This window comes from Cloacibacillus sp. An23, assembly GCF_002159945.1.
In the GTDB taxonomy this organism is placed as follows: domain Bacteria; phylum Synergistota; class Synergistia; order Synergistales; family Synergistaceae; genus Caccocola.
Genome location: NZ_NFJQ01000008.1, coordinates 47,209 through 61,180, shown reverse-complemented (window position 1 = coordinate 61,180; position 13,972 = coordinate 47,209). Strand labels below are relative to the sequence as shown.

Below are 13,972 nucleotides of genomic sequence, written 5' to 3'. Positions count from 1 at the left end.
ATTTCATTTACTTACTCCAGACCTCATTATGCCTATGGTCATTCTGATATAGGCACTGAGCCTCTGCCAAAGAATCGAAAAGCTCTGTTTTTATCGCATTGTCAATACAAAAACTCGGTATAGTATTTTTATTATACTGTGAGCCCTTTAATTCCAGTACCGTGCAATCAGCACCCAGCCTGACAGATGGGCTTACATACACGTGTTTCCCCTTTAGCCTTAAAATACTTTTAGCAATGCGCCTGACCGTTTCTTCAGATTTAAATTTAGACGCGCGAATAACTATATCAATGTCGTTAACGCTGCGTTTAAGCCTATAAGTTATTAGCCGTCCCTTGCGATTACACATATGTCCCGAATTAGACAGAATCAAGCAGTCACCAGTCGGAAGCCCTCCGACAATAACTTCATGCCACTCTTTTTCAGCAGGCATGAACGATAAATCGTTCCTTAATGGAATTCCATCGCATGCTATCCAGCCGAACTCCTGACATCCATACAAATCATGGACTTCCATCCGCCTCTCTTGCGCCGCTTCATGCATATCCAGATTCAAAGGAGTGCCAGCCGTTATTATTCGCGTTGTTCGATTAAATAAATTGGGGAAACCGAGCTTTTCTGCGTCTCGCATCGATGCGTATATGAACGCACCTTCTCCCAGTATCGCAGACGGCTGTACATTTAACATGGATTCAATCAAAGACATACGACTCGAGCGATTGAGATAGAGCAAGTGGATGCCTCTGCGCTGAAGAGCTTCAACAGGAAAAACGTTGACTAACGGAGGATATGTTACAAGTAAATTATCCCCTTCACGCAGCCCTATGATATCTAAAGCGTTTATAGACGCTTCGATTCGCGCATTAAGTTCCTGGTAGGTTACGCCTATTACATTCTGCAATGCGCTGCTGCCAGTTGAAAATGTTGTAAAAGCGATGTTACAAGGTGTATGCAGCTCTTCGATTTTATGGGCTACTGTAGGGCCGCATAATCCTCTTGCTGATAAGGGTTGATGCGGCAGCTCTTCAATAGTAGGGCTATTGTCAAAAAGTTCAAACTGTTCCATTACTTAAACAAATTTAAACGCTTAAATAATGACGGATGACGCACGAATACTCTTTCTTCATTTCATCCATCGCTTTCGCACGAGAATTACGTCCGTTCCGCTTAAGACCAGACAAACCCCGCCCCTTAGGACCTAATTCTTGTAATTTGTGTTCTGCTTTTAGAATGCGAATCTTCTCTATATGATCAGCAACGCATCGCTTCATGTCGGTTAGTGTGTAGATAATCTCGTCTATTCCGCCTAATTTGTAGAAGAAATCTACGCCTGACGCAAACACTGGATTATCTACTGACATTTTTTCCAACTCTTCTATGTCCATTTTTGTTATCCTTGCGATACTGGTCAATGGCATTACGTGAATTATTGTGCCGAAGTCCTTAGACAATGCAAGAATATGATCAGCCTGTAATCCATGGCATAGAAAAGCTCCACTTATGGCCCGCCCAATGACAACTGCAATTATAGGATGTCCCATTCCGCGAGCCTCTGCAAGGGCAAGCTGATATGCTCCCGTCGCTTTATTCATTCCGATAATTTCTTCTATCTTGCCTGGGGCATTACCCGGCGTATCAACGATTAATACAATCGGCCTTTTCTGTCCTATATCTTTTGTACGATCAGCTTCCATTGTTATATATACAGCTTGAGCCATTTTGTACGCTTCTTCCAAACCAATGATACCAGCAAAAACGACAGGGAACTTCTCATTATAAGCGTCTGTATCGTTGGCGATTATTGTTGAAACGTTCCCGTTAATTTCTCCTGTCCCTACTATAGCGCCACATCCAAAATCCGCAGCAAAGTTATGACCGCATACGCTATTTTCCACAAAAGTATCTTTATCAATCAGCATATTCAAAACTTCGCGGACCTGGCCAATCATAGTGATGTTAGAGTCTTCCATTGCTTTTCCTCCCAATTACAAAGGTCTGCGCTGTACCAATGTAAGAAATTCCTCTACATCAGAATCTATCAACGCGTCAATATCAGAATTGCCATAAGCTCTCCAAAGATCTCTAGAATCACGTATATCTCTTTCTAAAACTTCATTTATAAAAGCAAGCTGCTTATTTACCAGATACATCGAACCTATTCTACGCATTTTCTCTATATCTTCCATTGAGCAACGCGAAAGCTGATTGATAATGTCTCTGAAAGCGGCCGTTTTATCTGGAACTAAGTAGTTGCAGTCCCTAACGATATATTTATGTTTTCCGCCTGTAGTACGATATACAAGAGATTTATCGGAAGCGTCAAATTCTTCTTTTCCTACTTCCTGCTCTATAACTTCTGGACCAGTCAAACCTAAACGACCGACATCACTCATCACAACTACATCTGTAGCTGCCGCTACAAACCCCATTCCGCCAAAACACCCTACTTTGCTTCCAATTACAGCAATAACAGGAACTTTATGTCTTAAATCCTGAATAGCATCTATAACTTCCGCATGAGCCAACAACCCAGCGTTAGCCTCATGAAGCCTCACTCCACCGGTTTCAAATGAAATAACCACAAGAGGGCGGCGGCTTTCAAGCTCTTCTTCTGGAATCATATTATATGTTTCCAAGGCTAATCTGAGTGACATTACGAGCTTTGCTCCGCCTACTTCTCCTATAGAACCTCCGATAAATTTCCCCTCCATCGAATTAACAAAAACAGGATGTTTATCAATAAGCCCCATTCCAGAGACAAGGCCGTCATCAAATTCTACGGCGACGCCGAGCAAAGGTAAGTGTGGACTTGAAAATTTTTTTCTTGGTCCTAAGAACTCTGTAAAAGTATCTTTGTCAACAAGGCCTATCGCACGTTCCCTGGCATGAATTTCAGAAAATTTCCTAGCACTGATTTTATTCCAATCGCGCATATAAATTACTCTCCTTTGAGGAAGCCTGTCTCTACCAGCCCTTGTCTTAAACGCATATAAACAACTACAGGCGTAGCGTTATCGTCGTTAATTTCTATAGACAAATCTCCAAGGCTAAATTCTTTCACAAATCTTTCCAAAACCTTTTCCCACACTTTTTCAAATCCTTTTACTGGTGTAACTACTTTTACTTTAACACTTCCATTTAAATTCTGTCGTTCAAACAATACTTCAAGGTCACCGGAGCCAGTTACACCATAATGGCCCCACTCTGCAGGAATGCTTTTCGGGTCAGCCACTTTAAATTCGTAATACAAAGTCTGCAGCGCCATAAATAATATCCTCCTAAACTACCATGTCCTAAACTGCTTCGGCGGCTGATACAAGCCGTGAGACCATTTAACAAGCTCCCTGATACTTTGGGCCGCAAGCATAGACTTATTCGCCTGCGTTATATTAATCCCCAAATCCTCGGGGGTTTTTATAACTCCAAGCTCCCTTAACTTCGCAGTTTCATCCGGATCGGCAGACAAACCGATATCCGTAAAACCCGCAACGCCTCGGATAGCAGCCATGCGTTCTTCTATATCGTGGCACTTATGTAGGTACGCGATACCTTCTTCTGTAACAATATGCGTAAGATCGTCCCCATAAATCATTATTGGTTCAATCGTAAGGTGCGCATTTTGTGATAGAGCAACGGCGTCCAGTTCATTTACAAAACAAGAAGCCATCTTCTCTCTGAATGTTTCGGCCAACTGGACGACAAGTTTTTTTCCTCTGTGCAGCGGCCCAATATTTTTGCTAATACCAACATCCTCGGCGCCGCATTGCATCCATGCTTCACTTGCATGCCGCCGACCTTTGGGGTCGCATCCCATATTAGGAGCCCCGCCAAATCCGGACACGCGTTTTGCCGTTGCAGTGCTGCTGTTGCCCCATTTATCTATTTGCAAAGTCCCGCCGATAAACATATCAGTTGCATAATGTCCGGCAACTTGCGAAAAAGCTCGATTCGAACGCATTGAACCATCCGGACCATTAAAGAATATATCTGACCTGGCAGCAACGTAATCCTCCATACCAAGTTCTCCGCCAAAACAATGGACCGACTGAACCCATCCTGTTTCGATGGCCGGGATTAAGGTCGGATGCGGATTCAATACAAAATGTGTACAAATTTTCCCCTTTAGCCCTAAAGATTCGGCATATGTCGGCAGTAACAGCTCAATTGCAGCCGTATCAAAGCCTATGCCATGGTTAAGAGTCTTAACGGCATATTCCGCATAAATGCCTTTTATTGCCATCATTCCTCTCAATATTTGCGCTTCTGTGATCAGTGCCGGATTTCTGGTAAAGAGCGGTTCTATATAAAAAGGTTCCGGAGACTGTACAATAAAATCAACCCAATCCCCAGGAATATCAATCCTCGGCAACTTGTCTACGATTTGATTGACCTGTGCTATGACTATCCCTTGTTTAAATTTTGTCGCTTCAACAATAACAGGGGTATCCTCCGTACTAAAACCGGTATATAAATTACCGTCCCTATCGGCTTGCACCGCTGCAACCAAAGCCACTCTAGGGGTCAAGTCGACGAAATACCGTCCATAAAGTTCAAGATATGTATGTATCGCTCCAAGTTCAATATTACCGCTATTTATCAACTCGGCGACTTTTCCAGCTTGTGGGCCTGAAAATGAAAAATCAAGTTTTTGCGCAATGCCGCGTTCAAAAACTTCAATATGTTCAGGCAATGCAATAACTGATTGCACCATATGGAGGTCATGTACAACCGATGGATCAACTTTACAAAGACATCTAGCTAAAAAATCAGCTTGTTTCTGGTTGTTCCCTTCCAAGTTTACAATATCGTAAGGTTTAATCACACTTTCCAGCAATTTTACTGTATTATCTGATAATACTATCTTTGAGCCTTGTCCCGTTACTAACGCAGATGCGGCACTTAAACGCCGTGCTGTATCTCGTTTGATATTATCCCATACACCTGAAAGACTGCCACTGATCATAACTGACACACCCTTTCAACTCATATCATCCTATTACTTACTTCTCCATAGAGAAACGTTTCTATCTTACCGGCAGAATCTTTAACAACCAGAGCGCCGTCTTCGTTAATTGCTATCGCTTCACCTTCAAAAATCTCATCATCGCCGTCAAATACAGATATTCTCTTTCCTAGCGTTTCACAATATCGCCGATATCTACCGACCATACAAGACGGTCCATATACGGATATTTCATTAATCTCTCGGTTCATATTATGTATCAATGAAAACGCTACTTCTTTGATTGGAAATCTTTTCTCTGTTTCAAGATAAATAGAAGTAGCAAGTTTTTTTATGCCGGACGAGAACGAATCAAAACTCTGATTAATGTTTAAGCCGAATCCGACAAGCACAAAATCTAATTTATCAGCTCCCCATATAGCTTCTGATAGAACCCCGCATATTTTTTTATTATTTACCAAAACATCATTCGGCCATTTAATTCTGCACGCTAAGCCACTGATATCGGATATACATCGCAATGCCGCTATAGAGGCCGCCATACTAATCATAGGAATTATGCGATCCTGTAAATCTATTTTCTGAGTCAGAGTTAAATACAAACCACCTACTTCAGATTCCCAAAGACGAGACATTCTTCCACGTCCCATAAACTGCGAATCTGCAATAACAGCAACTTTGCTCCCATTTATCGCTAAATTTTTAGCGACAATATTTGTAGAGCTTACGCGGCGAAAGTGTAAAACGTCTCTTTCTTCATATTCATCTATATATTTTTCATACTTTATAGCTAAAGGATTAAAACGCATTACTGGACAAGACCTATAGTTGAGACATATATGCCAGTTGCAATAGCAGAGACAATGACTCCGGCTATATTCGCCCCCATCGCAATGGGAAGGATGACGGCAAACGGATTTTCTTCTTCAGCTACATGCTGCGCTATTTTTGCTGTAGTTGGCACACATGAGACTCCCGCAATACCTATAAGAGGATTAAAGTTTTTCTTTTTAACTACATACATGATCCAGCCTCCGGCTATACCTCCAAGCCCAGAGAATAAAAGGGCGGCGACACCTATTATCAGCAGTTTAATGACTTTAGGGTCAAGAAGCACAGACGCTTCACATAACGTTCCAAGCATAAGCCCCAACAGCAACGTTGAAAGATAAAGAATCGTATTTTCCAAAAGTTCCAGATAAGGCTCTATTTTAGCCTCCTTGATAATTAATCCCAGAAAAAAGGACATTATGAGAGGCGCTGCTACCGGAAGCAAAAGGCATAACAACGCGCATGCTGCCAGACAAAATATAAAAATTGTTTTTGGCTGTATCTCCGGGATTTCTTCTATATAGTCTATCCCCCTATATTTTGTAGGAACTAATTTTTTTACAAGATACGGATAAGCCGCATAAGTAAGGCTTAAATAGAGATACGCAATTATAGAGATAGGCACAAAGAGCTTAGGCGCCATCATCAATGAACCAAACAGCACCATTGGCCCGTCGGCTCCTCCTATTATCGCCACCGAGGCCGCTTCTTGAGGCGTGAGTCCTAAATAGACGCCTATTACAAGAGCAACAAACGTACCGAGCTCTGCGCAAAGAGCTATAAAAATACTTGTAAATGGATTCATTATAATAAAACTTATTTCACTCATAGCGCCTATTCCCATAAACACTAAACATGCTATGAGACTGTTGCTGAACATAAAATTATAAATCGGCTGAAGGAAATTAACCTGCATGATGTTAATAAGCGCAGAAGGATCTTCAACAAGCGGTGCAACAAACAATGTGCCTAGTGAGCCGTCCTTTAGAAACAATACTCCGGCGTTAATACAAATAAGTCCGACTCCCATAGGAACCATAATCAACGGCTCAAGTTTTCTTTTGTAACCATAATAAGCCAATAAAAAGCCCATAACTATCAGTACTATACGAGCAACAGCTATGTTTAAATCTTGAAAGGCAAAGCTGGCTATTCCAGGAAATAAGTTTAAAACAATTTCACTTTTAATCATCTTTACTCACCTTCTGTCTGCTCAGCAGATTGAAACTTCATTAATATTTTTATTAACAACACAACAACCGAAATCATTACAACTGATATAATCGCTGTTAAGGCGTACGCAAAAGTGGCATACAGAATAATATTCATATTTTGTTCCTCTCTATAAAGACACCGTAAACGGCGGCACGCAGCTAAACTCATTTATGATATGAGTAAAAGCCGCGCGCCGACCCCACACGCTACATATTACACGTACAGTAAAATCATACCTGTAAAGACAACCCAAAGCCAAACAGGAGTCGCAAGCAACATAGATCTTACGGGATTAACTTCAGCATTCAGTACACTGCCAACCAGTCCAGCCGTAAAGAAAGTACATGTATCTGCAGGCGGCATTCCTTGTCCTGCGGCTGCAAACTGCGCTCCAGCAGCAGCGGCTTTGCCAGGAAGAATGCCGGCCTGTAGCAACGCAGGCCCAAAGAACGAGAATATCGCATTATTAGGAGTAGACTGCGTACCTGTAAGCATACCCATAATTACCATCGCGGCCATACCGCCGAATTTGAGTACGTGGAGATCAAGGCCCATAGCGAAATCCTTTACAATCTCTATCTGCCCGCCATACGTAAACGCTCCAACCATAAGCGCAGAGAAGAAAAGTACTATCATCATTGAAACGGAGTTCTTAACACCAACGACTATACATTCGAACTTCGTCTTTCTAACGATAGGGAATATATATGCCACAAGTGTTGAAAGAACAAGTATCAAATTTGTCACATTAGTGAATCCTTTGATAAAAAAGATCTTACTGATAGCGGTCATAAACGGCACTCCACCAATAGAGATCTGATTAAAAACAAGCGGCACAATATCTATTATTTTAACCGTTCTCAGTATCACCAGTACCAGCAGGAATAAGAACGGAATTAACGTCCACCATCTCTCTATTAAAATATCTTTTACTTTTCTCGGAGGAATAATATTTCCATTTTCATCATAGTCGACGATTTTTGCATTCTTGTCTATAAAGCAAAATGAAACGTAAATACATTCGACAATAAATGCACTGCCCACCGTGAAATAGCAATACTGGTTCGCCAGGTCTACCTCTGTATGGATAAGCGACGAAGACAGAAATATCGCTTGACTCACAGGCGGCATTAGAGATCCAATCGCACCGCCCATGACCAACGTAGCACATACCTTAGTAGGATCAAGCCCCAGCTGGACCAATGAAGGTATCATAAGTACGCCGACTATAGCGATAGATGCTGTGCCTCCGCCCAGCAATGCGCCAGCAATAACCAGAGTCAGTAGTATGCAGCAAACCAATATACGAGGGCGTTCGCCAAACTTAGCTTTAAAGCAGCTGAAGACGGTGTCCATCGTTCCCAGCTGAATTTGAGTTTGAGCATATATACTTCCGAATACCGTAAGAAAGAGCACCCATGCAATTGTATCTATACCGTATAACCATGCGCTTATCCACTTAATAGGATTGTAAATTCCACCCATAACTAGAGCGCAAATAGAAGCCACCCCCAATGACGGCCAAATCTTTCCGCCAACAAGAGGTACTTTTTTACATAATAGCAAGAATACCAGCAAGCATATTGGGACTATAACTGTAATCACCTAATAGCCCTCCTTATATCAAAATTTTAATGGGGAAAAAAGAGAAAAGGCTGAGGGCTGAAAAATACAGCCCTCAGATATGATGCTTATTGAATATGGTACAACTCTTTACCGTTTTCAAAGAGAAGCTGCCTTGCCGTTTTTTCAGCCTGGTTTGCGGACATAAGCCCAAGCCGTATGTAGTCGTCAAGTATTTCGCCGAGCCAGGCTTTTGACACCTTTGCAGCTGTCCATGCAATTTCGGGGAATCCATGCTGTCCTGTACCAAACAGGATTTTCTTATGCGGACACACGCCGAGCAGATCCTCTATATTAGTGCGGAACGCATATGAGTTCCATGGCAGAACCCAGCTGGTATCGACAAAAATATTCGGGAACGAATACGCCATCATCCCAGCATGACGTGTATATGGGAATCCCTGGTGCAGGAATACAATTTTAGTCTTAGTCAAAGCGAGATCGGATGTATAAAAGGGAACAAAAAGAAATGGATCAAGATGCGGCACATATGCTGCGCTTGGACGGTTAAAACCAGTCGTTCCGGCATGGATATGCACTGTGACATTTAGCTCTGATGCAATCAGAAGGACATGTCTGTACATCGCAAAGAAAACGTCCTCCACTGCCGTTTTATCCTCGCCTTTTTGTGCCGCAGCAAATTTCTTCTCAGCTTCACTGTCAGAAATCACACGTACTTCCATTGTGTAATTCTCTGCCACGTGCCCTTTTAGCGCCGTGAAACCATCAGAAATAGCCTTACGAATCCTCTGTTCGACATTTTCCATCAGAGCTTTGAAAGAACTTGCTGTAGGAAGCAGTTCAAAATAATCATCTTCAAAATTGTATAGGCGGTATACAGGGCACGGAAAAGCTTTGTCTTTTATATCGCCCCACGGATCGTGGCTGTCAAGGACTGTACCGATAATGCCTTCTTCGTTATAAAGACTCTTTGTGTATTCTTTCAGTTTTTCAACGCTGCCGTCTATATATGTATTCCTTGCGGCTATCACAGCGTCTGGTGTTTCTTCGCAATCAAAACGCTCGGCAAGATAATGACTAATCAGCTTCACTACACCTAGATTTTCTATGTTGCTTACCTGCCAATCAGAGGCATGTCCATAGGTATAATCCGACTCAACGCCCTTATCCCAAGGTTCCATATCCTGGTAGCCATGGATAAAGCGCATTATGAAACTTTTTTTAGTCAGAGATGTCAAAGTAGGATCGATAAGATGCGTATGATTATCAAAGAAACTCATACCTTTTAAATTCATTATAATTTCCTCCTTTTAAGTTTAGATCAATCAACCTGCAGATTGTAGATATCTCTTACCTAATTAGGCGCCATAATGTTAACAATAAATTTATCCTTGTTTGTTAATATTGTCCAATATATAATAAGAATATGTTTTATAGATGAAAGTTATTAGAGGAGAACCTATACCGATGGAATTATTCCAACTGCGCTACTTTTTAACAGTCGCTAAATATGAAAATTTTTCCAAAGCAGCTGACGAACTGCTAGTTTCTCAACCTTCTGTCAGTAAAGCCATAATACAATTGGAACAAGAATTAGGAGTGCAGTTATTTGATCGCAACGGCAAACGCATAAAGCTAAACAACGCAGGAAAGGCGTTGCAAGAACGTCTAAAGAGCGTTCTTGCAACGCTCAATAATTTACCGAATGAATTGAGCATTGCAGCTGGTAAACGTCAATCCACGATTATTTTCAATGTTCTTGCTGCGACTTCTTTACTTCCAGATATTTTGCTTAAGTTTAAGAAAGAGTATCCATTGATAAATTTCCAACTATTGCAGAATAAAAATGCAAAATATGATTTATGTATATCCTCAACATTACCTAATGTTATGTTAAACAACAGCGCGTTAGTAATGAGTGAGGATTTGAAGCTGGCAGTCCCAGCGTCATCACCATTAGCATTAACTAATGCCGTCGATCTTGCAGATTTGCGATATGAAAGCTTTGTAATGCTAAAAAATCACATATTGCGAGACATCACGATGCATTTTTTTAATCTTTGTGGATACTCTCCAAATATTGCTTTTGAGAGCGATAGCCCATATACAATCAGAGAGCTGGTAAGCGCCGGGTTAGGCATAACGTTGTGGCCAGAAATCACTTGGGGGAAAATACAATCAGATAAAGCTAATTTATTAAATATCACTAATCCGATTTGTAGAAGAAATATATTCATAAGTTGGCCTGACGATGGTATTAAGAAACAAGAAGTCATGGTATTTTTTGAATTCTTAAAAAGATATTTTAGGCAACGCATACGTTCTTAAAGTAATTTACATAATGATGTTTGTCGCACTAACCTCCAAGTAATCATGCCATAAAACTATATGTAATATAGCTTATAGCTATAAAAAATTAAAATTATATCGCTTATTTTGCAATACAAAATATACATAAATTATATGTTTTTTGCGCATGAAAAAGCCCCTCCGCGAAGGAGGGGCTTTCGCGCCGGGGCGGCCCGGCGAATGGTTTTCTAATATGCGCCTATTTCGGCTCGAGCAGTCCGTAGCCGCCTTCTTCGCGGCGGTAGACCACGTTTATCTCGCCGGTTTCGTCGTTCTTGAAGATGAAGAAGGAGTGCCCGAGGAGATCCATCTGCATAGTCGCCTCGAGCGGAGTCATAACGTCTACGGAGAATTTCTTTCTCTTGACTATCTCGTGCTGCTCTTCCTTCTCCGGGGCGGCGCCAGTCATTATCTCCGGGTCTATATCGAAGGAGACGTCCTGGACTTTCATGCGCGCCCTGTCGGTGAGGTAGCTTTTGTGCTTCTTCACCTGGCGTTCTATATTTTTCAGCGCCTTGTCGAAGGCCTTGCGCAGATCGGGCGCGTAGTCCTCGCCTCGCATTATGACGCCGTTTACGTTCGCGGTGATCTCGACCACGTTCATGCCCCGCTTGTAGTTGAGCACGACCTGAGTGTCAAGGATACGGTCGAAGAACTTTTCTATCTTGAGAAGCTTCTTCTCCATATAATCCTTAATGTCTCCGGGGAGTTCGACATTGCGTGTAAAGAAACGTACTTCCATAGCCACTCCTCCATTCGTTATGCTGCTTGTGTTTCCTGTAGCTGACTATATTTTATCATGACATTCAAATCCACACAAATGAGGAAATTATGTAAATATTTTTCATAAAGTCCACCGCCAATGCTTAAATTTACGCTTCTCCGCCGCACTATTTTCAGTGGAATATTGTTACAAATGGCGGGCTGTGTTATTATAGCATCAGTATTTTCGCGTTTTTACCGCGAACGCTGCAAAACCTATCATTTAAGAGAAGGAGGACATAAAAGTGAAGTTTTCAAAGAGAATCCTGAACATAGCCCCCTCCGCGACGGTCAGCATATCCGCCGCCGCGAAAAATATGAAGGCCGAGGGCAAGCCTGTGCTTTCCTTCAGCATGGGCGAACCGGACTTCGGCTCCCCCAAGTCCGCCAACGACGCCGCGATAGAGGCCATCAAACGCGGCGAATCACACTACACGCTGAACACTGGAATAATCGAGCTGCGCCGCGCCGTCTGCGATTACTATAAAAGACGTTTCGGCCTCGAATACAAGCCCGACGAGGTGATAGTCGCGGCCGGAGCGAAGCCGCTGCTCTACGAGGCCATGCAGGCGCTCGTAGACGACGGCGACGAGGTCGTGCTCTTCGCGCCCGCTTGGGTCAGCTACATCGAGCAGCTCCACATGGCGGGCGGCGTCGAAAAAGTGGTGGACACGATGTCTACCGGCCTTCTCCCGACTAAGGAAAAGCTGCTCGAAGCCATAGGTCCGAAGACCGTCGGCATAGTCGTCAACTCGCCGTCGAACCCGACCGGCGCTATTTACCCCGAGGAGACGCTGCGCATGATAGCCGAGGTCGCTATAGAAAAAGACCTCTGGATAATCTTCGACGAGATATACGAGCGCTTCGCATACGAGCCGGCGAAGCATGTGAACATAATCAACGTCGTCCCCGAGGTAAAGGACCGCGTCATAATAATCAACGGCGTAAGCAAGGCCTACGCTATGACCGGCTGGCGCATCGGCTACGCGCTCGGCCCGAAGGAGATAATCGCGAAGATGGCGACGCTCCAGACGCACCTCACCTCGAACGCGAGCTCGATAGCCCAGTGGGCCGCCTACGGCGCGGTCGAAGGAGCGGACGAGGACGTCGAGAAGATGCGCGCCGAGTTTGAGAAACGCCGCCGCGTCATCGTAGACATGATAAACGACATCCCGGGGCTGAAAGTCCGCGAGCCTGAAGGAGCTTTCTACGTATTCGTGGACGTGACAGGCTGCCCGGTGCCCGACGATATGAAGTTCTGCGAGATGCTGCTCAACGAAAAATACGTCGCCGCCGTTCCCGGCACGGCCTTCCTCGCCCCCGGCTACATCCGCCTCTCCTACGCATGCTCGATGGACAACATCAAAGAGGGCATGAAGCGGATGAAGGAATTCGTCGAAGGGCTGAAGAAATAGAAATTTACCGTCAATCTGCAAAAATATGCCCGAGGCCGCCATCCGGCTTCGGGCTGTTTTTTTACTCACTGACGTTAAATCTGCGCGCATGAGCGCGCTTTGTCTTAGGCGCTATTCGCCGTCGTCGCTGTAGTCCTCTTCCACGTCTATGAAATGGACGTAGACGCCGCAGACTTTGCCGTCCGCGTCATAGCCGAAGTAGACGGGATATACGCCGTCGCCCCAGCCGGAGGCGAATATCGGGAGGTTCAGCCCCGTCCATGGAATCGTCCAGTTGAGCCAGTCGCCGTACTTGCATTGGTATTTCGGGTACGCTTTTGCGTTTTCTTCGAGAAGGTCGCAGAAGAGGTCGTCGTAGTAATCAATACCCTCTTCTTCCGCTTCGCGCTTTTTCCAGTATTCAAAGAAAGCGTCGCGAGTTTTTACGTCGGCGACGCAGCCCATCCCCGCGTCGACGCCGAAGCCGAAAATTTCGTCGTCGCCGAGTTCGTCAAGTTCTTCGTCGCCTTGCAGGCCCATCTCGTAGCGCACAGGCTTGGCGTCGCTTACGGCGACTTTTACGCAGGCGTAGCGGTTTCCGTATTTTTCGCTCGGGACGACGCAGACGGTCACGGGATATGTTCCCGCCGGTATCGTCTGCATGTAGGGGCGCGCGTCGGCGAATTCCACGAGGGGGTCGCAGGCTATGACCTCCCCGATCGGGAATGAGACTGCGCCTATTTCGAGCGTATCGACGTCCATCGTCCCTATTTTCTTCTCGGTGAAGTAGGCGTCCAAATCTTTCTTGCAGCGGAGCTTTTCTTTTACGGCTTCGTATTTTTCGAGCCATTCTTTTGAGGGCATGTCCAACGTC

The 13,972-nt window shown here is 44.0% G+C and carries 13 protein-coding genes; 2 read left to right on the top strand and 11 right to left on the bottom strand.

Features of this window, described 5'->3' with window-relative positions; translation table 11 throughout:
- Positions 1-7: 7 nt before the first annotated feature.
- The 9 genes from B5F39_RS08970 to B5F39_RS08930 all read right to left on the bottom strand — a co-directional run bounded on the left by B5F39_RS08970 (position 8) and on the right by B5F39_RS08930 (position 9,888).
- Positions 8-1,066: an acyl carrier protein gene (locus tag B5F39_RS08970; RefSeq protein ID WP_143330704.1), complete on the bottom strand. Its 1,059-nt coding sequence runs from the start codon at positions 1,064-1,066 to the stop codon at positions 8-10.
- A gap of 13 nt (positions 1,067-1,079) precedes the next feature.
- Positions 1,080-1,970 (bottom strand): biotin-independent malonate decarboxylase subunit gamma, encoded by an 891-nt coding sequence (gene mdcE, locus B5F39_RS08965; RefSeq protein ID WP_087366271.1) that lies wholly within the window; start codon positions 1,968-1,970, stop codon positions 1,080-1,082.
- A 15-nt stretch (positions 1,971-1,985) separates the two neighbouring features.
- On the bottom strand, positions 1,986-2,933 hold the full coding sequence (locus B5F39_RS08960; protein WP_087366269.1) for a biotin-independent malonate decarboxylase subunit beta: 948 nt from the start codon (positions 2,931-2,933) through the stop codon (positions 1,986-1,988).
- A 5-nt stretch (positions 2,934-2,938) separates the two neighbouring features.
- Positions 2,939-3,265 carry a malonate decarboxylase acyl carrier protein gene (gene mdcC / locus B5F39_RS08955; RefSeq protein WP_087366266.1) on the bottom strand — a complete coding sequence of 109 codons (327 nt, stop codon included), beginning with the start codon at positions 3,263-3,265 and terminating at the stop codon, positions 2,939-2,941.
- Positions 3,266-3,283: 18 nt separating this feature from the next.
- A complete protein-coding gene (mdcA, locus tag B5F39_RS08950; RefSeq protein ID WP_087366263.1) occupies positions 3,284-4,963 on the bottom strand; it encodes a malonate decarboxylase subunit alpha in 1,680 nt (559 codons plus the stop codon).
- Between the two features lie 20 nt (positions 4,964-4,983).
- Positions 4,984-5,772, bottom strand: coding sequence for a biotin--[acetyl-CoA-carboxylase] ligase (locus B5F39_RS08945; RefSeq protein ID WP_087366260.1), 789 nt, complete (start codon positions 5,770-5,772; stop codon positions 4,984-4,986).
- A complete protein-coding gene (gene madB / locus B5F39_RS08940) occupies positions 5,772-6,986 on the bottom strand; it encodes a Na+-transporting malonate decarboxylase, carboxybiotin decarboxylase subunit (protein WP_087366257.1) in 1,215 nt (404 codons plus the stop codon). The genes B5F39_RS08945 and madB overlap by 1 nt, the downstream gene beginning before the upstream one ends.
- Positions 6,987-7,222: 236 nt before the next feature.
- Entirely contained in the window at positions 7,223-8,614 is a 1,392-nt protein-coding gene (locus tag B5F39_RS08935; protein WP_087366254.1) for a TRAP transporter large permease subunit, read from the bottom strand.
- A gap of 86 nt (positions 8,615-8,700) precedes the next feature.
- Positions 8,701-9,888 (bottom strand): amidohydrolase family protein, encoded by a 1,188-nt coding sequence (locus B5F39_RS08930; RefSeq protein WP_087366252.1) that lies wholly within the window; start codon positions 9,886-9,888, stop codon positions 8,701-8,703.
- Between the two features lie 172 nt (positions 9,889-10,060).
- Between B5F39_RS08930 and B5F39_RS08925 the strand changes: the two genes are divergently transcribed.
- Positions 10,061-10,921, top strand: a complete 861-nt coding sequence (locus tag B5F39_RS08925; protein WP_158096005.1) for a LysR family transcriptional regulator — start codon at positions 10,061-10,063, stop codon at positions 10,919-10,921.
- Positions 10,922-11,141: 220 nt separating this feature from the next.
- Here the strand turns inward: B5F39_RS08925 and raiA are convergent, their stop codons facing one another.
- A complete protein-coding gene (gene raiA, locus B5F39_RS08920; protein WP_087366247.1) occupies positions 11,142-11,684 on the bottom strand; it encodes a ribosome-associated translation inhibitor RaiA in 543 nt (180 codons plus the stop codon).
- A 265-nt stretch (positions 11,685-11,949) separates the two neighbouring features.
- Between raiA and B5F39_RS08915 the strand changes: the two genes are divergently transcribed.
- Positions 11,950-13,119, top strand: a complete 1,170-nt coding sequence (locus tag B5F39_RS08915; protein WP_087366246.1) for a pyridoxal phosphate-dependent aminotransferase — start codon at positions 11,950-11,952, stop codon at positions 13,117-13,119.
- A 111-nt stretch (positions 13,120-13,230) separates the two neighbouring features.
- Here B5F39_RS08915 and B5F39_RS08910 read toward each other — a convergent pair whose 3' ends face one another.
- Positions 13,231-13,962: a DUF4241 domain-containing protein gene (locus tag B5F39_RS08910; RefSeq protein WP_087366243.1), complete on the bottom strand. Its 732-nt coding sequence runs from the start codon at positions 13,960-13,962 to the stop codon at positions 13,231-13,233.
- Positions 13,963-13,972: the final 10 nt, after the last annotated feature.

What these genes read in the sequence shown, in the direction of transcription:
- B5F39_RS08930 (WP_087366252.1), bottom strand. Translation starts at nt 9,888, where the DNA reads ATGAATTTAAAAGGTATGAGTTTCTTTGATAATCATACGCATCTTATC.
- B5F39_RS08910 (WP_087366243.1), bottom strand. Translation starts at nt 13,962, where the DNA reads ATGCCCTCAAAAGAATGGCTCGAAAAATACGAAGCCGTAAAAGAAAAG.
- mdcC (WP_087366266.1), bottom strand. Translation starts at nt 3,265, where the DNA reads ATGGCGCTGCAGACTTTGTATTACGAATTTAAAGTGGCTGACCCGAAA.
- mdcE (WP_087366271.1), bottom strand. Translation starts at nt 1,970, where the DNA reads ATGGAAGACTCTAACATCACTATGATTGGCCAGGTCCGCGAAGTTTTG.
- B5F39_RS08925 (WP_158096005.1), top strand. Translation starts at nt 10,061, where the DNA reads ATGGAATTATTCCAACTGCGCTACTTTTTAACAGTCGCTAAATATGAA.
- mdcA (WP_087366263.1), bottom strand. Translation starts at nt 4,963, where the DNA reads ATGATCAGTGGCAGTCTTTCAGGTGTATGGGATAATATCAAACGAGAT.
- B5F39_RS08970 (WP_143330704.1), bottom strand. Translation starts at nt 1,066, where the DNA reads ATGGAACAGTTTGAACTTTTTGACAATAGCCCTACTATTGAAGAGCTG.
- B5F39_RS08960 (WP_087366269.1), bottom strand. Translation starts at nt 2,933, where the DNA reads ATGCGCGATTGGAATAAAATCAGTGCTAGGAAATTTTCTGAAATTCAT.
- raiA (WP_087366247.1), bottom strand. Translation starts at nt 11,684, where the DNA reads ATGGAAGTACGTTTCTTTACACGCAATGTCGAACTCCCCGGAGACATT.
- madB (WP_087366257.1), bottom strand. Translation starts at nt 6,986, where the DNA reads ATGATTAAAAGTGAAATTGTTTTAAACTTATTTCCTGGAATAGCCAGC.
- B5F39_RS08945 (WP_087366260.1), bottom strand. Translation starts at nt 5,772, where the DNA reads ATGCGTTTTAATCCTTTAGCTATAAAGTATGAAAAATATATAGATGAA.